The following is a 17,763-nucleotide window of genomic DNA, read 5'->3' as shown; positions in this document are numbered from 1 at the left end:
TTTAAGCCTCTTGCTTAGCTTGGAACGCTAATAACTCGACACCGCCATCAACTAAGTCACCCGCTTTGAAATAAAATTCGCTTACACAACCGGCAGTAGGTGCTTTTAAGCTATGCTCCATTTTCATGGCTTCCATTACAATCAGCGGTTGGCCTTTTTCTACCTGTTGTTGTGGTTCAACTAAAATAGCGATGACAGTACCGTTCATCGGAGCAGTAAAACCAAGGTCTGCGGCATTATCTTGGGTGTCTCCTAAGTCAGCTTGTAACGCTTGGAATCGGATGACCTTGCCACTACAGAATACCGAACAACCTTCTTGGTGCGCGGTGACTTTAGAAAGTGTTCGATGACCATTAATAGTGGAAGTTAATTGATCGTTTTCAAGTATTCCCGAACATCGATATTCTTGCTGGCCAATTTTCATGTCATAAACAATATGTTCACCCACATAAATTTGACTAACCTGTATGACAAAGGTGTCTTTTCCTACTATTAATTCTAATTTTTGCTGGTGCAACTCATTGGCTCGCCAAGCGTTACCTTGAGACCAAGGCGAAAATTTGTCATTCAAATTTGTCTCGAGGTGCTGTTTCTTGTTTAGCATCAGATATAACGCGGCGACCGGCAACAATGGCTCGACATCTTGCTGTTCGTTTAACAATAAGGTGTCTTGGTGTTTTTCGATAAAACCAGTGTCTATTTGTTCTGCCTTGAAAGGCGCACTGGTAGCTAACTTATATAGAAACTCAATATTAGTAACAACGCCATCAATGTGATATTCAGTCAAAGCTTTCGTTAAGCGCGCTAATGCTTTGTCTCGATTTTCGTCCCATACAATTAATTTAGCGATCATCGGATCATAAAAAACTGACACGTCATCTCCTTGAACCACACCAGTATCAACACGAACGTATTCTGACTCAATAGGTGGGTGTAACAAAGATAATGAACCCGTCGCCGGTAAAAATTCGTTGTTTGGATCTTCTGCATAAATTCTAGCTTCAAATGCATGACCATGAATACTTAAGGACTCTTGAGGTAATGGTAAAGGTTCATTATTCGCCACCCGCAATTGCCATTCAACTAAGTCTTGTCCTGTGATCATCTCTGTGACTGGGTGTTCAACCTGTAATCGAGTATTCATTTCCATAAAATAGAATTGCCCATTACTGTCCAATAAAAATTCGACAGTTCCAGCTCCTGCATAATCGATGGCCTTAGCCGCTTTTAATGCGGCTTCTCCCATCTGAGCCCGCAACTCCTCGGTCATCCCAAACGCAGGGGCTTCTTCAATTATTTTTTGATGACGACGTTGCACCGAGCAGTCGCGTTCAAATAGATATACGCCTTCACCAAAGTTGTCGCAAAATACTTGGATTTCCACATGCCTTGGTTCGATTAGATATTTTTCGACTAACATTAAGTCGTCGTTAAAGCTCGACATTGCTTCGCGTTTTGCTGCTGCCAAAGCGTCATTAAACTCTGATGCTTGCCAAACTTGGCGCATTCCCTTTCCGCCACCGCCTGCCGCAGCTTTAAGCAATACTGGATAACCCATTTTATCTGCGTGGGATTTTAAGCCATCCGCACTTTGGTCGTCGCCGTGATAGCCAGGCACTAGAGGTACTTTGGCATGCTCCATGATTTTTTTAGCTTCTGATTTAGAGCCCATGGCTTGAATTGCATGCACTGGAGGCCCGACAAAAACAATGTCGTTTTGTTGACATAAATTAGCGAAAGTAGCGTTTTCTGACAAAAAGCCATAACCTGGGTGAATGGCATCGGCACCAACCTTCAAAGCAATGTTGATGATTCTCTGTGCTTGTAGGTAACTATCTTTTGAAGGGGAGGGGCCCACATATACGGCTTCGTCAGCCATTTTTACATGTAAGGCTTGTTTGTCTATATCAGAATATAAAGCAACGGTTAGAATGCCCATTCGTTTCGCTGTTTTTATGATGCGGCAACTAATTTCTCCGCGATTCGCTATCAATAATTTATTAAACATTGCTTACTCCGTTACCCAATTCGCGCGGCGTTTTTGCAAAAACGCACTGAGGCCTTCTTGACCTTGTTCAGAAACCCTAAGCTCAGCTATCTTTTCGCTAGTCATAGCAATTAACTCGTCAGAGATCGGCTTATTCTGAACATCAAAAATAAGCGCTTTTGCGGCGCGAATGGCTGCGGGCGAATTTTTTAAAATGTGTTCGATGAGGTTTTCAATGGTCTTGTCTAGTTCTTCTTCTACTACTGCTTCACTAAGCAGTCCTAAACGTCTTGCGCGTGTGGCTGAAAATACTTCGGCCGTAGCAAAATAACGCCTTGCAATTCTAGCGCCTAGTGCGTCAATTACGTAAGGGCTTATCGTGGCGGGTGCTAATCCAAGCTTAACTTCACTTAAACAAAATTTACTCAATTTGCTGCCAATTGCCATGTCACAACAAGCAACTAAACCTACCGCGCCTCCAAAGGCAGCACCTTGTACTCGCGCAATGGTGGGCTTATTAATAGTGTTCAGAATAAAAAACATCTTAGCCAAGGCGTTGGCGTCTGCTAAATTTTGCTCGTAGCTATAGGTAGCCATGCGCTGCATCCAATTTAAATCGGCGCCAGCGCTAAAACTTTTACCTGCGGCGGCAAGCACCATGACTCGAATATCTTCGTGTTGATTTACTTGGCTGAAAATATCGGTAAGTTGCTCAATTAACTTATCGTCAAACGCATTGTGGATCTGAGGTTGATTTAAGGTGACTGTCGCCACGCCTCTGCTATCTATTTCAAATAAAACGCTATCGGTTTGATTCATTATTCTTTCATCCTTACATTCTAAAGACGCCAAACCGGGTGTCCTCAATGGTTTTGTTTAAGCTAGCGGAAATACTCAAACCTAATACCTGGCGAGTATCGGCGGGATCGATTACGCCGTCGTCCCACAATCTAGCTGAGGCATAATAAGGGTGTCCTTGGGTTTCATAGGTATCAATAATGGGTTGTTTGAACTGGGTTTCTTGTTCTGCACTCCAAGATTCATTAACGCGCTCTTTTTGTTCACGTTTGACTTGTGCCAGCACCCCGGCAGCTTGTTCGCCTCCCATTACAGATATACGGGCGTTCGGCCACATAAACATAAAGCGAGGATCGTAGGCTCGTCCACACATACCATAGTTACCAGCTCCAAAACTACCGCCAATCAAAACGGTAAATTTAGGTACTTTAGCACAGGCTACTGCAGTAACCATTTTGGCTCCATGTTTTGCGATACCACCAGCTTCATATTGTTTTCCAACCATAAACCCAGTGATGTTTTGGAGAAACACTAGGGGAATTTTGCGCTGGGCGCATAACTCCACAAAATGGGCCCCCTTTTGGGCAGATTCTGAAAACAAAATACCGTTGTTGGCCACTATGCCAACCGGATAGCCAAAAATTCTGGCGAAACCACATATCAGGGTTTGACCATACAAAGCTTTAAATTCATCAAACTCTGAATCATCTACCACTCTGGCGATCACTTCTCTAACGTCATATGGCTGCCTAGTGTCTTTTGGGATCACCCCATATATTTCTTCACCACAATAGGCAGGCTCAATGGGTTCGCGCACATCGAGATCTATGCTCTTATTACGGTTTAATCTGGCGATTGCATCTCTAGCAATTTTTAGAGCATGATGGTCATTATTGGCAAGGTGGTCGACTACTCCAGAATCGCGACAATGCACATCGCCGCCTCCTAAATCCTCTGCACTGACCACTTCACCAGTGGCGGCTTTAACTAAAGGTGGACCACCAAGAAAGATGGTGCCTTGTTGTTTGACAATAATCGATTCGTCCGCCATAGCGGGTACATAGGCTCCTCCCGCTGTGCATGAGCCCATTACAACCGCAATTTGTGGAATATTTTGTGCTGATAAGTTGGCTTGATTGTAAAAAATACGTCCAAAATGTTCTCTGTCAGGAAATACTTCGTCTTGGCGAGGTAAGTTTGCGCCTCCAGAGTCAACTAAATAGATACAAGGTAAGTTATTTTGTTCCGCGATGGTCTGGGCGCGAAGGTGTTTTTTCACTGTCAAAGGGTAGTAACTGCCTCCTTTTACTGTAGCGTCGTTGGCAACAATCATACATTCCACCCCTGAGACACGGCCAATTCCAGCAATTACACCCGCAGCGGGCACGTAGTCTTCATACACTTCAAATGCAGCAAGTTGCGACAACTCCAAAAAAGGCGAGCCGTTATCAAGTAGCGCATTGATTCGCTCTCTTGGAAGTAATTTACCGCGGTCGAGGTGTCGCTTATTCGCTTTTTCACCTCCACCAAGCTTGATTGTTGCAATTTTATCTTTCAGGTCGTTGACTTGCGCTTGCATGTGCTGCGCGTTCGCCACAAAGTCTTGGCTTTTAATATTTAGCTTACTGATTATTTTTGGCACAGTATTGCTCCAGTTTTTTGCTTTAGGAGGTTGTAAATCATTGTTACTCTGACTCTTTAAACAACTCTCGACCAATTAACATTCTGCGGATCTCAGAAGTGCCTGCTCCTATCTCATATAATTTGGCATCACGTAATAAGCGACCTGCTGAAAATTCGTTGATATAACCGTTGCCACCTAACAGTTGAATAGCATCTAGGGACATTTTTGTTGCTAGCTCTGCTGAGTATAGAATTGCTCCTGCTGCGTCCTTTCGGGTGGTTTCACCTCTATCACAAGAGCGCGCTACGGCATACACGTAAGCTCTAGCAGCGTTCATCTGGGTATACATATCAGCGACCTTTCCTTGGACTAATTGGAACTCTCCAATTGATTGTCCAAACTGTTTTCTGTCATGGATGTATGGCACAACTAAGTCCATACAAGCTTGCATAATACCCAATGGACCACCTGACAAAACCACACGTTCATAATCCAGACCACTCATTAATACACGTACACCGCCGCCTTCTTGTCCAAGAATATTTGCTGCTGGAACCTCGCAATCCTGGAACACTAGTTCACAGGTATTTGAAGAGCGCATGCCTAATTTATCGAGCTTTTGAGCTTGGCTAAAACCTTGAGTACCACGTTCGATTATAAAGGCGGTCATGCCTTTAGGACCGGCGGAGATGTCCGTTTTGGCATACACCACATAAGTATGCGCATCTGGACCGTTGGTGATCCACATCTTACTGCCATTTAACACATAAACATCACCGCGTTTATCAGCTCTTAGTTTCATGCTTACCACATCTGAACCAGCATTTGGCTCACTCATAGCTAGCGCGCCTATATGTTCCCCACTGACTAGTTTTGGCAAATATTTTTGTTTTTGTGCCTCGCTACCATTTTTGTGTATTTGGTTGACGCATAAGTTTGAATGGGCACCATAACTTAAACCTATGCCAGCTGAAGCACGGCTGACTTCTTCCATTGCAATAACATGTGCTAAGTACCCCATGTTAGAACCTCCGTACTGCTCTGCAACCGTTACGCCTAGCAGACCCATTTCACCCAACTGGGGCCATAATTCATTGGGGAAACTATTTTCTTGATCGGCTTTTTCAGCTAAAGGAGCAATTTCACCTTGGGCAAAGTTGTATACATGATCACGTAACATGTCGATGTCGTCACCGAGACCAAAATTTAAGGTTGGATAAGGGGCATTCATGCGATTTGTCCTTGAGTTAAGGCAGTCAATTCTTCTTGGCAACGGGCTTCCACGTCTTCTAGTTCAGTTTTTAACATAGCAATATCTTCAAGTTGCTGCTGCATATGAGCGCGTTTCTCAGCCGTCATTTTGAGCATTTCTTCAAGCTGAACTTTCGAATTTTTGTGACTGTCGTATAGATTAAATAAGGTTTTGGTTTCCGCTAGGGAAAACCCTAAACGTTTGCCACGCAATATTAGCTTCAGGCGAACTTGGTCCTTTTTCTGATAGATTCGATTTTGGCCATTTCGAGTTGGGTTTAATAAACCTTGCTCTTCGTAAAACCGAATAGAGCGGGGTGTAATGTCCATTAATTTGGCTAGTTCGCCTATGCTAAAAGTCTGTTCACTCATTATGTACTCATATATAGTCAATATTTTGTTAACAAGGTTTACGTTTACGTAAACTGTAAGTGAATGTAAAGTGTTAGCGTTTTAAAATCAATATTGTATTGGTGTTATTGAAAAACTCAGTGTTGGCGATAACTCACAAAGCGTGCAATTTCCTGTACGCTAGTGATATAAATACGTAGTTAATAAAGCAAAATTTAGGAATTTTTATGTCTGATGAATCAATTGTAATAGTGGCAGCAAAGCGTACGCCGTTAGGTGGTTTTGTGGGGAGTTTGGCCCCGATGACAACTACAGAATTAGGCGCTTGTGCCATACAAGCCGTGTTGCAAGAAACACCAGAGCCAGCCGCAGTTCTGTCGCAAATAGATGAAGTAATAATGGGCTGTGTGTTACCAGCCGGACTTGGACAATCACCCGCAAGACAAGCGTCTTTAAAAGCAGGCTTACCCCTAGCTACTGGTGTCACCACTATCAACAAAGTCTGTGGTTCGGGCATGAAATCCGTCATGTTGGCCCATGATTTAATTAAAGCGGGTACAGCTGATGCCATAGTCGCTGGTGGAATGGAAAGCATGAGCAATGCCCCCTATCTTTTGCCAAAAGCGCGTTCTGGTTATCGTATGGGACACGGTCAGGTATTAGATCATATGATGCTAGACGGTTTAGAAAATGCCTATGATGGTCAAGCTATGGGGTGTTTCGCGCAAGCGACGGCTGATGCTGAAGGAATTACCCGTGAACAAATGGATGAGTTTGCTTTATCCAGTTTAGAAAAAGCAAACGATGCGCAACAAGCGGGTTTGTTTAACGATGAAATTTCTGCTGTTACCATCAAAAGCCGTAAGGGGGATCTGTTGGTAGAAAGTGACGATGGTCCTAAGCAGGCTAAACCAGAGAAAATACCGTCATTACGCCCCGCATTTAAAAAAGACGGAACAGTTACCGCTGCTAATTCTAGCTCTATTTCTGATGGAGCTGCTGCGATTTTAGTTATGTCAGGAAGTAAAGCAAAGGATTTAGGGTTAACGCCTCTTGCTAAAATAGTGGCACATAGCTCCCACGCTATTGAACCTGAAAACTTCACCGTGGCACCAGTAGGGGCGATTCAAAAATTATTGGAAAAAAGTAATTGGACCCATGAAGACGTCGACTTATTTGAGATTAACGAAGCGTTTGCCATGGTCACCATGTTGGCCATTGAAAAGTTAGGTTTAGACCAAGACAAAGTGAACGTTAAAGGTGGAGCATGCGCTCTTGGACATCCCATAGGAGCTTCGGGTACGCGGATAATCGTGACGTTATTACATGCTCTTAAACAGAAAAACCTGAAAAAGGGGGTGGCTTCCTTGTGTATTGGAGGTGGCGAAGCAACTGCCATTGCAGTTGAAATGCTCTAAGTAAAAATTTGTTTCGGTTAGTACATAAGCAGTGTTACTTTGAACACTGCTTTTTATTTAAGGGACAACTATCTTGTATCGATTATTCGCATTCTTACTGTGCATTTTTTCGTGGGTCTCCCATAGTGAAGTGCCTATCGTTCAATTTCCGAAAGTAGCCAATAACGTTGATTATTCTAAAGTTGCAGAATTGTCATTTTCGGCACCTGTTGAAAAAGTAAGTTATGGTGTTGACCCATTACAATATGCCTTGCTATGGCGTACAACCTCACTTGAAAATGCTCAACGAAAGCCGCTAGTTGTGTTAATCCACGGCGGTTGTTGGTTAAGTGCCTACGATATTCAACATACTTTTGCGCTAAGTACTGGATTAGCTCAAGCAGGCTTTAATGTGTGGTCGTTAGAATATCGTCGAAGTGGCGATTCAGGTGGAGGATGGCCCGGCACTTACGAGGATATAAAAGCCGGGATCTTTGCCGCAGCCAAATATAATAATGGTGAGTTTGATTTGAGCGAGTCGGTGTTGGTTGGGCATTCGGCTGGTGGGCATTTAGCGCTGCTTGCAGGTGGAGTCATCAAACGACTAAAAGGCGTAATTGGTTTAGCTGCAATTACTGATATCGAAGAATATGCAATTGGCTCAAACAGCTGCCAACAAGTGACGAAAAATTTCATGCACGGAATGCCAAAAGAGAAGGCTCTTGATTACGAAATGGCTAATCCGAGTAAACAAGCATTACATCCCAACTCCCTTATTTTACAAGGTGGCAAAGACGCTATCGTACCTGGATTTGAACTGGATAAACTCGATAGCGAAGTCATTATGTTAGATGGAGTCGGGCACTTTGATTGGATACACCCTGGTTCTGACGCCTTCGATACGCTAACTAAACAATTAAACGGGTTACTAAAATGAATCTTGATGAAATTAGGGCCCTAGATAAGACGGACCCGTTGGCAGATAAGCGCCTTGAATTCGATTTGCCAAAAGACGTGGTTTATTTAGACGGTAATTCATTAGGCGCATTACCTCGAGCCGTTAAGACTCATTTGTCACAGGTGCTCTGTCAGCAATGGGGAAACGATCTAATTAAGAGTTGGAACGATCATCAGTGGATTGACCTTCCTGTTAAGGTCGGTGAAAAAATAGCGCCCATTATAGGCGCAGCTTCTGGGCAAGTAATCTGCTGTGATTCTACTTCTGTGAATTTATTCAAGTTGTTATGCAGTGCCTTAACCCTTAACTCAGATCGCAATGTGGTGTTGTCTACAGAAGATAACTTTCCAACTGATTTATACATGGTGCAAGGAGTAAGTGACTTACTCGGTGAAGATTTATGTCATCTACAGTTGGTTGATGAGAAGGATATACAACAAAACCTAACTGAATCGGTTGCGGTTTTATTGTTGACGCAAGTCAATTTCCGTACTGGTAAATCATTGGATATGGCAAAACTGACACAACTGGCCCATGACAAAGGTATACTAGTGATTTGGGATTTAGCCCACAGTGCAGGCGCTTTACCAGTTGAATTAGATCAATGTGAGGCTGATTTTGCTGTTGGCTGTGGTTACAAATACCTAAATGGTGGCCCTGGGGCTCCGGCTTTTTTATATGTGGCCACCCGCCATCAAGAGTTTGTTAAACAACCATTATCTGGCTGGATGGGGCACACAAACCCTTTCGCTTTTGACACTCACTACCAAGCCAGCAGCAACATTAATCAATTTCAATGTGGAACCCCAAGCGTTATCGCTATGAGTGCTTTAGATGTGGCACTTGATGTTTGGCGCAATGTAGATATGTTGACTATTCAAACCAAATCAGTGGCCTTATCACAGGTGTTTCTTAGGCTTATGCAGCAACATCAACCTTTAGATGACTTGACTTTGTGCTCTCCTGTTGACGCTAAGCAAAGAGGTAGTCAATTGGCGTTCTCACATAACGACGCCTATGCAATTTGCCAAGCGTTAATTGAAAAAGGTGTGATTGCTGATTTTAGAGCGCCTAATATGATTCGATTTGGTTTTACGCCACTTTACACGTCGTTTGAAGATGTATGGCGGGCAATAAACACCCTCCGAGACGTAGTTGAAAGCAAATTATATCAAGCACAACGTTTTAAGGTTGCAGCAAAAGTAACCTAGGATTTGAGACTTATTAGGAACCGATATGCAAACTGAAAAAATAGTCATTATCACTGGAGCAAGTAGAGGAATTGGTGCAGCAAGTGCCCAAATTTTTGCTAAAAATGGATATGGGGTGTGTATTAACTTCCTGAATAATGATCGAGCCGCACAACAACTCAAAAATGAGATCCTGCAATACACTCCACGGTGTATCACTGTGAAAGCGGACGTCTCTAAATCTGAAGAAGTAAAAGGGTTATTCGAAGAAGTTGATCATAAACTCGGGCCAGTCTCGGTATTAGTTAACAACGTAGGGATATTAAAAACGCAATGCCGCTTTGATGAAATAGAGGAGCAAAGATTTACTCAAGTCTTGAACACTAATGTGATGAGTTGTTTTTTGTGCGCTAAGCAGGCAGTTAAACGTATGTCCACTAAATACGGAGGACTAGGCGGCGCGATAGTCAATGTGTCTTCTGGTGCCGCGAAAAGTGGCTCGCCCAACGAATATGTAGATTATGCAGCTTCTAAAGGGGCTATTGATAGCCTTACAAGAGGTTTAGCATTGGAAGTCGCAGCGGAAGGTATTCGAGTTAATGCGGTTAGACCTGGTTTAATAAACACTGACATTCATACATTGGGCGGTGAGCCAAATCGAATCGATAGGCTTAAATCTAAAATTCCAATGTTAAGAGGCGGTGAAGCAACTGAAGTTGCTGAGGCTATTTATTGGCTCGCGTCACAAAATTCTTCATTTGTTACCGGCAGCTTCATCGATATCACAGGAGGCTTATAGGTCATTTTTGACACTGCAGTTAGACGCGCTGTAGCGGAAAATATCTCGATTTAAACGGATATCTTTCAATTAGATGGCTGGCTTCTGGACCAACTAATAGTATCTATCGATATCCATAAGCCGTAGTTCAAATTGCTTTTTATAAAGCGTCCAATGTCGTACGGATCTTGTGATACCTTTCTTGCTGCACATCATTCAACTTACCATTTTCGATTGTTTTAATACACTTTTTAAGTACAGAATCTGATACCGGTGTGGTGCCTAACTTTGCCGCTTTAGATGAAATAGCTTGCAACAAATTGAGCGCAATAGATGCGTTTTTGGGCATAATTGTAAAGGCTTGTGTAAACACCTCTAGGGCATTGTCGATGTCACCTTTGTGAAAATAACCGACAGCGGTATTATTGAGATCTTTTGAACTAGTTTTAATGGTAGATTTTTCGTGTTTTTCTTGGGTAATGTATTGCAAGAAGATTTCACTTTGGTCGGAATTATCACTACAACGGTCTTCGATTTGTTCCAATACGGCCTGTGAACGTTCGAACAATCCCACATCATGAAAAATTTTAGCTTTGTCTAATAAAGCATCAATTCCTTCATGTTCCCAACTGTCTTCATCCAATTTGTTGAGCAAGGATAAAGCATTATCTTTTTCGTCTTCAAGATACAATAGTCGAGCGTTAACGACTTTCATTTGCTCTTGGATATCGGCTTTAGGAAAAGCCTGTCTTAGTTGCCTAATGTACTCATTAGCTTGTTTGATGAGTTTATCTGTATCCGAGGCGTCAGTTGTCATGGCATAGTCGATGCCGGCCCTTGCTACATTTAAATAATTTTCAGGCATATCATGAATTGAATTTTTAGCAAATCTGACGATCTTTTTTGCCGCTTCAAATTGAGTTTCATAATCATGGGTAATGCGAGAAAGGTCTAAGGCCGTCTTGTGTCTTCGTATACTTCTAGGAGAAATTTCGGTGGCCATCATGACGCTCTCAAGAGCGGTATCAAAATCGTTCTGTTTGATTTGTAAGGCTGTAAGTAAATCATAGGCAGCGAGCTGCGAGTCGGGTTTAAATGCTAACCTCAAAACTAACTTTTCTGCAGATTCATCTTCATCAAGGTGCAAATAACTGTTCACTAAACCCAATTGCGCCCAGGTAAAGGTTTGAACTTTTAAGATAGCTAAATAAAAGTCTTTAGCCATCTTAAAGTGGCCGCAGGCGGTGAGCATTTCACCTTTAATTTTCAAAGCTAAAGGGAAAAACTCTGAATGTTTGGGATCGCCTAAAAACAATTCGACCTCAGATAGAGCCTGTGCATATTGATTCTTATCAATGCATAAATAGACTCCGTGCAAGGCTTTTTTGCGGGCTAATACGCGGCTCAATCTGCGGTCTAAATCTCTTACAGTAAAAGGCTTAGCCAAAAAATCGTCGGGTTGTAATTCAATTATGCTTTGCACTAAATCAGAATTGGTATCTGCGCTAATAAACACGAAAGCGGTACTGAGCGGTAGCTCTCCATTGGTTTTAATTTCATCGTAAAAATAGTAGCCGTCTTGCTCGTGTTTTACGTTATAAGAGCAAATGATCAAATCAAATTTCTGACTTCTCAACGTGGTTAATGCAAGGTTGATTTTATCCACATAGGTAATATCGCTAAACCCCAACTCCTCTAAAGAATATTTCATGTATCCCTTAGCCAAGGCTTGATCATCTACGATTAGTACTTTGGTGTTTTTAGCTAATTGTGAATTCATTGGTTACCGGTATTGCGAACGTTCTTAGAGGTTATCGTATTTAATATTGAAATAATAAGGCTAAAACAAAAGAAAATCTTAATTGATAGGGTAATATCTAAGATTCAGAGCCACCATCTTGGATAGTTGCTAGATTGGGCAACTGTCTAAATACAAGATTGGGAGATGCGCGTGGTTAACAAGGTCAGTGTTGCCAGAATTGTTATTCGCAGGGTCTAGATATGCGAGTTTATTAACAAAAATAGCGACGACTTGCTCAAAAGCGTCTTAAGTGTGGTAGACGGTTTAACTAATACATCAATTTTGTCATGTTCGGTTTTCAAGTCTGAGTGCTTCTTGTTTGAAAAAAACATACAAACTTTGAGTACCATACTCATCAGTATTCATGTCTTCACCCATTGCGGTGAGAAAAAATTCATAAGGTCCAAAAAGTTTTTTCGGAATGAAAAAGCGACCTAACAAAAGGGAGAGTTTCCGTAACCAATCTGGGTGTGTCTTTATTTTAATAGGGCGCTTCAATGCTAAAAAAGCTAATTTGGCTATTTGATGATGAGAAAAGGTTTTTGGACCACCGATATTGATTGACTGATTAGATTTAAACCCACGGTCATTTTGCAAAATTTTTAGCATTTCAATTGCGAGATCGTCTCCAGAAATAGGATTGAGCTTTTGCTCTCCACTTCCAAATAAATGCACTTTGCCACTTTTCGCCATCTTTAAAAAATCAAGCATGTCAGAGTAAAAGCCAGTTGGACGAATAATTACAGACGGAACTGTCGAATCACACAATTCTCTAACGAAGCGCTCTTTGGCTTTGCATAAAGCGACATCTTTAAAAGTATCACCTTTATATACCGAGACAAACATGAATCTTTCGATGTCGGTTATTTCTGCCTCACGTAAAATGCGAGCGTTAATTTTATAGTCAACCTCGTCATATGACAGACCATCTTTTTGTTTGGTGATCCCTAAAGTAGAAATAATGGCGTAGCAGTCATCGAGTTTACCCCTTAGTGGACTATCACTATTGAAACAGACAGAGCGTGTTTCAACATCCGCAAATTCTCCTTGTTGAAACCTCTCAATATCGCGAACAAATGCGACAACAGCTACACCTTTATTCATTGCTGCACGCACAATACATTTTCCTAAATAGCCACTAGCGCCAAAAATTGCGATTTTTCTCATTACATTCACTCCCCCGAGGTCTATATGAGAAATCTAAATCACGCTGAGTCAACTTAGGGTGAAATTATGGTGGCGTTTATCTATAAAAGTGTGTGTTTCGATTTTCGGCTACATTTCACCACTGGTTTACCTTGCTGCAATTCAACTTGTTTTAAATATCAATTTTATTAGAAGGTAATGAGAAATGAATTCAATACGCAGTGCGATGATTTACGGCATGGTATTTGTGACATGTCTAGCTGGTTGTACAAGTATCGAACCAACACAACCTAACTCGAGTTTGCACCCTGTAACAGTAACGATTTATCGAGATAGTGCATTACAAGGCAGCTTAAGTTATGCCTACGTTGGTTGGGATAATAAATATTATAACAAGTTAGCTACTAAACAATACACAGTGTTTTCAGTGCCTGAAGGTTTACAAGAGTTCAGGGTAAAAGCTCATGCGGATGTGGCTAATCAGTTGACGCTCAGTGTTTCGCGCCATTCTTCGATTTGTCTTATGGTACGGGTTAACCCGGAGAATATTGTTGGAGTAAATTGGCTAGTACCGAGTTATGAGTTGAAACAAATTGAATGTTTGTCTAGCCAAAAAATCGACGCATATGAGAAAGTGTAATTGTACTGAGTGCATGAACTAACGTTTGAGGTCTCGATGTATTCGACATCGAATACAATTCGGTTAGTTACAAATGAACGTTGTTGAAATTTGAAAGTGGTGGTCGCTACTGGGCTTGAACCAGTGACCCTCGCCTTGTAAGGGCGATGCTCTCCCAACTGAGCTAAGCGACCGTAAACTGTGACATGTTATAAAGACATCTAATCTTGATAACTAAAATTTGGTGGTCTTTACTGTGATCCGGTCCGAAGGACTTGAATCAGAGAGTTAACCTTTACCAAACTCTAAAAATGTGGTGGTCGCTACTGGGCTTGAACCAGTGACCCTCGCCTTGTAAGGGCGATGCTCTCCCAACTGAGCTAAGCGACCAAATGTCATTTTGAGATGACTAGTACGTACTTGTCTCTCCCAACAACTTTTTCTTCAACCTAGTAGCCGTGGCTAGTAAGTGGAGCGCTATTATAGGTATGGACTTTCGACTGTCAACATCTAAATGAAAAATAATGTCTGAGTGCGTAAAAACCAAGCAATATCTTTAAATTAGTGGGTAGAATGTGAGCATAATTGTAACCAAGTGCTATCTGATAATTTTTTAGGTAGTAGAGTTGGCCCTGAAAAACAGTACGAAGTTAGCCTATACTTCGAATATCAACTAGGGGGTGAGTCGACCATGTATAGACATACCATTGTTATCGTTTTTCTAATGTTAGTTGCATCGTCCTGTGGAGGAGGTGCGAATAATAGTTCGTCTGAGCCCCCCGATTTGGTCATTGAAGCACCCACACCAACTGTAGATTTAGATGCTCGTATGAAAGACGCTGCACGGCTTTTAAATCAGGCTTCGTTTGGGCCTTCAGAAGAATCCATTGAGAAAGTTGTCGAACTGGGAAGGGAGCAATGGATAGATTGGCAAATGGAGTTGCCTTTGAGTTCTCAAGTCGACTATTTAACTGAGTTGCAATCCACTTTCTCTACAGAAGATGAATTATCTCGGATGCATCGTATTGAAGCCTGGTGGCAAAACACGCTGCGCGGAGAAGACCAGTTGCGACAGCGTGTAGCCTTTGCATTAAGCGAAATTTTTGTGATTTCGGAAAACAGTAATTTTTTTGAAGAGTATGTTGGTATTGCTAATTATTACGATTTGTTGGCTAAGCATGCATTCGGAAATTATCGCGAGTTGTTAGAAGAGGTAACACTGTCACCGATGATGGGCATGTATCTCAGTATGTTGGGTAATGAAAAACCAAATAGTGAACGTAACATAAGACCCGACGAAAACTACGCTAGAGAAGTCATGCAACTGTTTAGCATTGGTTTAGTTGAATTAAACTTAGATGGCACGGTTAAGGTGGATGAAGCGGGAAGTCACATTTCTACATACGATCAATCGACGATAGAGGGGTTTGCACATGTATTTACGGGGTGGAACTTTAATGGCACTACTGAGCAAACTTGGTGGCATTGGTGGGATAATTATGACGCGCTGAATCCTATGCAAGCGGTGCAAGCACGTCATGATATTGGTACCAAAACATTGTTAAATGATGTGATATTGCCCGCTAATCAAAGTGCAGAGCTGGATTTAACTCAGGCTTTAGACAATATTTTTATGCACGATAACGTTGCTCCTTTTATCAGTAAGCAGCTTATTCAAAGACTAGTTACAAGCAACCCTAGCGCTGAGTATGTCGCTAGAGTCAGTGCTATCTTTAATGACAACGGCATAGGCCAACGCGGTGACTTGGGAGCCGTTGTCAAAGGTATTTTGATGGACGATGAAGCCCAAAATGGTCATGTTAAGCACCCTAATGTATTTGGAAAGTTACGAGAGCCGATTCTAAAGGCGACCCACTTATGGCGTGCATTTAGGGCATATTCACCTAGTGATAGATTTCAACAAGGTTACCCAGATTATTTTTTCAAGCAGGCCCCGTTAGCGGCGCCTTCGGTATTTAATTTCTTTTCTCCCAGTTTTTCTCCACCAGGCGTTATTACCGAGCAAGGGCTAGTTGCACCAGAGTTTCAGATAACCACCGAAAATTACGCGATTCGCACCAGTAACTTTTTTGCATATTCGGCGTTGTGGAGTCATTTACCTAATGGCGATTCTGAGCAGGTGATAGTCGACTTTAGTGAGGAAGTGGCCCTAGTGAATGAGACTGATGATTTATTGGAACGATTAAATATCCTATTGATGGCCGGTGGTATGACAGCTGAAATGCGTGAAATACTGTCGGAAATGCATAACGAAACTGTAAATGCGCAACCCGCGGAAAGAGTCGCTGATTTAGTATTCTTAATCATGAACTCACCCCAATATTCTGTGCAAAAGTGAGGAGCATTCAATGAAACATAACACTCTCGTTAATCTGCCCCGAAGGTCATTCTTGCAAAAATCTCTAGCCTCTATTGCGGGTATTACCTCTGCATCAGGCGTGGGATTAAATTTTTCTTTAGCAAATGCTGCCCTTGCAAATTCAACGACCAGGTTTGACGATTACAAAGCGCTAGTTTGTGTATTTTTATACGGAGGAAATGATTCCCTGAACATGTTGGTTCCCACTGATGACTATGAGTATCAAATTTATCAGCAGGTGAGGCAAGGTTTAGCGTATTCCCAGGAGTCATTATTGCCCATCAACCCCAATAGCCCGCAACCTTATGCGGTGGGTATGCCAGCTGCAATGAGCGCGGCACACTCTTTATTTCAACAAAGTAAACTAGCGGTAGTGACCAATACCGGCCCATTGATGCAACCGCTCACTAAGGCGCAAGCAATACAAGATAGAGCGTTATTGCCACCACAGTTGTTTTCTCATAATGATCAACAAAATCATTGGCAAAGCGCGAAACCTCAAAACCCTGCTTTTAGCGGATGGGCAGGTAGAATGGCTGAGTTAATTACTGACACTCAAGTAGGCTTGCCCGTTAACTTGTCTATTGATGGAATAAATTTGCTGCAAACTGGTGCTAATAGTTCTCCTTTTTCGCTAAATTCAGGAGGTCCAGAGCAATTTGCTGGACTCGATGGCACTAAAGACTGGAATTCGCAACGGGTAGCGGCATTTCAGAAGTTGCTCAATAACACCCCTCATTTATTGGAGCAGGGATTTAAAAACGTATTGCTGAGCGCGGCGACTAATAATGCCTTAATCTCCGCTGCACTTGAGCAGGCAGTCGCGACACAAATTCAATATCCCGCGAATAATTCATTGGCTGAGCAACTGAAAATGGTAGCTAACCTTGCAAGCGTGCATGAACAACTAGGACAACAACGGCAAATATTCTACGTAGGCCTTGGAGGTTGGGATACTCATGACAATCAAGCAACGTCCCATCCTAGGTTACTGCAGTCGTTGAGTGAGGCTCTCAGTGCTTTTCAGGCAAACATAGACGAATTAGGCTTATCCGAGCAAGTTACTACTTTTACGATGTCTGATTTTGGGCGTACCTTAACCAGTAATGGTGACGGTACAGATCATGGTTGGGGAGGGCACCAGCTCATTATGGGGGGAGCGATTAATGGTCGTGAGTTATATGGCACAATGCCATCCCTAGAGTTGGGTTCCGATGATGATCTAGGAGATGGCAGGATAATTCCCACCTTATCTGTTGACCAATACGCAGCCAGTTTATCCCGTTGGTTTGGATTGAGCGAAACTGAATTAAACGCGGTATTTCCAAATTTAAGTCGTTTTGATATGAGCAATTTAGATTTCTTTTAGCTGCATTTCTAATGGGTGTTTTTCAATTGGCAGAATGCGTGCAAATTGTTTCACAGGTCGCAAATATTCGCACTTATCTAAATAGATTTACCACGGATCGAATCTTCTATTTTG

Annotated in this window: 14 protein-coding genes and 2 tRNA genes; 7 read left to right on the top strand and 9 right to left on the bottom strand. The window is 42.2% G+C overall.

Annotation, left to right across the window (positions count from 1 at the left end; genetic code table 11):
- Position 1: 1 nt before the first annotated feature.
- Genes ABJK37_RS05875 through ABJK37_RS05855 form a run of 5 tightly spaced genes read right to left on the bottom strand, consistent with a single transcriptional unit; the run spans position 2 to position 6,032 of the window.
- On the bottom strand, positions 2 to 2,008 hold the full coding sequence (locus tag ABJK37_RS05875) for an acetyl/propionyl/methylcrotonyl-CoA carboxylase subunit alpha (protein ID WP_348351069.1): 2,007 nt from the start codon (positions 2,006 to 2,008) through the stop codon (positions 2 to 4).
- A 3-nt stretch (positions 2,009 to 2,011) separates the two neighbouring features.
- Positions 2,012 to 2,806 (bottom strand): enoyl-CoA hydratase/isomerase family protein, encoded by a 795-nt coding sequence (locus tag ABJK37_RS05870; RefSeq protein ID WP_348351067.1) that lies wholly within the window; start codon positions 2,804 to 2,806, stop codon positions 2,012 to 2,014.
- Between the two features lie 13 nt (positions 2,807 to 2,819).
- Positions 2,820 to 4,427 carry a carboxyl transferase domain-containing protein gene (locus ABJK37_RS05865; RefSeq protein ID WP_348351065.1) on the bottom strand — a complete coding sequence of 536 codons (1,608 nt, stop codon included), beginning with the start codon at positions 4,425 to 4,427 and terminating at the stop codon, positions 2,820 to 2,822.
- Positions 4,428 to 4,470: 43 nt separating this feature from the next.
- A complete protein-coding gene (locus tag ABJK37_RS05860; protein ID WP_348351063.1) occupies positions 4,471 to 5,640 on the bottom strand; it encodes an isovaleryl-CoA dehydrogenase in 1,170 nt (389 codons plus the stop codon).
- Positions 5,637 to 6,032 carry a MerR family DNA-binding transcriptional regulator gene (locus tag ABJK37_RS05855; RefSeq protein ID WP_348351061.1) on the bottom strand — a complete coding sequence of 132 codons (396 nt, stop codon included), beginning with the start codon at positions 6,030 to 6,032 and terminating at the stop codon, positions 5,637 to 5,639. Before ABJK37_RS05855 ends, ABJK37_RS05860 begins: the two co-directional genes overlap by 4 nt.
- A gap of 206 nt (positions 6,033 to 6,238) precedes the next feature.
- Between ABJK37_RS05855 and ABJK37_RS05850 the strand changes: the two genes are divergently transcribed.
- From ABJK37_RS05850 to ABJK37_RS05835, 4 genes are all read left to right on the top strand, one after another.
- Positions 6,239 to 7,429, top strand: a complete 1,191-nt coding sequence (locus ABJK37_RS05850) for a thiolase family protein (RefSeq protein ID WP_348351058.1) — start codon at positions 6,239 to 6,241, stop codon at positions 7,427 to 7,429.
- A 97-nt stretch (positions 7,430 to 7,526) separates the two neighbouring features.
- Positions 7,527 to 8,345 (top strand): alpha/beta hydrolase, encoded by an 819-nt coding sequence (locus ABJK37_RS05845; protein WP_348351261.1) that lies wholly within the window; start codon positions 7,527 to 7,529, stop codon positions 8,343 to 8,345.
- Entirely contained in the window at positions 8,342 to 9,577 is a 1,236-nt protein-coding gene (kynU, locus tag ABJK37_RS05840) for a kynureninase (RefSeq protein ID WP_348351056.1), read from the top strand. Before ABJK37_RS05845 ends, kynU begins: the two co-directional genes overlap by 4 nt.
- Positions 9,578 to 9,602: 25 nt before the next feature.
- Positions 9,603 to 10,355: an SDR family oxidoreductase gene (locus ABJK37_RS05835; RefSeq protein WP_348351054.1), complete on the top strand. Its 753-nt coding sequence runs from the start codon at positions 9,603 to 9,605 to the stop codon at positions 10,353 to 10,355.
- Between the two features lie 139 nt (positions 10,356 to 10,494).
- Here ABJK37_RS05835 and ABJK37_RS05830 read toward each other — a convergent pair whose 3' ends face one another.
- On the bottom strand, positions 10,495 to 12,114 hold the full coding sequence (locus tag ABJK37_RS05830; RefSeq protein WP_348351052.1) for a response regulator: 1,620 nt from the start codon (positions 12,112 to 12,114) through the stop codon (positions 10,495 to 10,497).
- Positions 12,115 to 12,420: 306 nt separating this feature from the next.
- Positions 12,421 to 13,302, bottom strand: a complete 882-nt coding sequence (locus ABJK37_RS05825; protein ID WP_348351050.1) for an NAD(P)H-binding protein — start codon at positions 13,300 to 13,302, stop codon at positions 12,421 to 12,423.
- 184 nt (positions 13,303 to 13,486) lie between these two features.
- On the opposite strand from ABJK37_RS05825, the gene ABJK37_RS05820 reads away from it, so the two are divergent.
- Positions 13,487 to 13,921 carry a hypothetical protein gene (locus ABJK37_RS05820; protein WP_348351048.1) on the top strand — a complete coding sequence of 145 codons (435 nt, stop codon included), beginning with the start codon at positions 13,487 to 13,489 and terminating at the stop codon, positions 13,919 to 13,921.
- A gap of 97 nt (positions 13,922 to 14,018) precedes the next feature.
- Here the strand turns inward: ABJK37_RS05820 and ABJK37_RS05815 are convergent.
- Positions 14,019 to 14,094: transfer RNA gene (locus ABJK37_RS05815), tRNA-Val, on the bottom strand.
- 120 nt (positions 14,095 to 14,214) lie between these two features.
- Positions 14,215 to 14,290: transfer RNA gene (locus tag ABJK37_RS05810), tRNA-Val, on the bottom strand.
- Positions 14,291 to 14,591: 301 nt separating this feature from the next.
- Between ABJK37_RS05810 and ABJK37_RS05805 the strand changes: the two genes are divergently transcribed.
- The gene (locus ABJK37_RS05805; protein WP_348351046.1) at positions 14,592 to 16,259 is read left to right on the top strand and encodes a DUF1800 domain-containing protein; all 1,668 of its coding nucleotides are present in this window, start codon (positions 14,592 to 14,594) and stop codon (positions 16,257 to 16,259) included.
- A gap of 10 nt (positions 16,260 to 16,269) precedes the next feature.
- Positions 16,270 to 17,649: a DUF1501 domain-containing protein gene (locus ABJK37_RS05800; RefSeq protein ID WP_348351044.1), complete on the top strand. Its 1,380-nt coding sequence runs from the start codon at positions 16,270 to 16,272 to the stop codon at positions 17,647 to 17,649.
- Positions 17,650 to 17,763 lie beyond the last annotated feature (114 nt).

The sequence above is a fragment of the Paraglaciecola sp. genome, from assembly GCF_039964565.1.
Lineage (GTDB): Bacteria > Pseudomonadota > Gammaproteobacteria > Enterobacterales > Alteromonadaceae > Paraglaciecola.
This window is presented reverse-complemented; position numbering and strand designations above follow the sequence as displayed.

What these genes read in the sequence shown, in the direction of transcription:
- ABJK37_RS05875 (WP_348351069.1), bottom strand. Translation starts at nt 2,008, where the DNA reads ATGTTTAATAAATTATTGATAGCGAATCGCGGAGAAATTAGTTGCCGC.
- ABJK37_RS05870 (WP_348351067.1), bottom strand. Translation starts at nt 2,806, where the DNA reads ATGAATCAAACCGATAGCGTTTTATTTGAAATAGATAGCAGAGGCGTG.
- ABJK37_RS05860 (WP_348351063.1), bottom strand. Translation starts at nt 5,640, where the DNA reads ATGAATGCCCCTTATCCAACCTTAAATTTTGGTCTCGGTGACGACATC.
- ABJK37_RS05855 (WP_348351061.1), bottom strand. Translation starts at nt 6,032, where the DNA reads ATGAGTGAACAGACTTTTAGCATAGGCGAACTAGCCAAATTAATGGAC.
- ABJK37_RS05850 (WP_348351058.1), top strand. Translation starts at nt 6,239, where the DNA reads ATGTCTGATGAATCAATTGTAATAGTGGCAGCAAAGCGTACGCCGTTA.
- kynU (WP_348351056.1), top strand. Translation starts at nt 8,342, where the DNA reads ATGAATCTTGATGAAATTAGGGCCCTAGATAAGACGGACCCGTTGGCA.
- ABJK37_RS05835 (WP_348351054.1), top strand. Translation starts at nt 9,603, where the DNA reads ATGCAAACTGAAAAAATAGTCATTATCACTGGAGCAAGTAGAGGAATT.
- ABJK37_RS05830 (WP_348351052.1), bottom strand. Translation starts at nt 12,114, where the DNA reads ATGAATTCACAATTAGCTAAAAACACCAAAGTACTAATCGTAGATGAT.
- ABJK37_RS05825 (WP_348351050.1), bottom strand. Translation starts at nt 13,302, where the DNA reads ATGAGAAAAATCGCAATTTTTGGCGCTAGTGGCTATTTAGGAAAATGT.
- ABJK37_RS05820 (WP_348351048.1), top strand. Translation starts at nt 13,487, where the DNA reads ATGAATTCAATACGCAGTGCGATGATTTACGGCATGGTATTTGTGACA.
- ABJK37_RS05805 (WP_348351046.1), top strand. Translation starts at nt 14,592, where the DNA reads ATGTATAGACATACCATTGTTATCGTTTTTCTAATGTTAGTTGCATCG.
- ABJK37_RS05800 (WP_348351044.1), top strand. Translation starts at nt 16,270, where the DNA reads ATGAAACATAACACTCTCGTTAATCTGCCCCGAAGGTCATTCTTGCAA.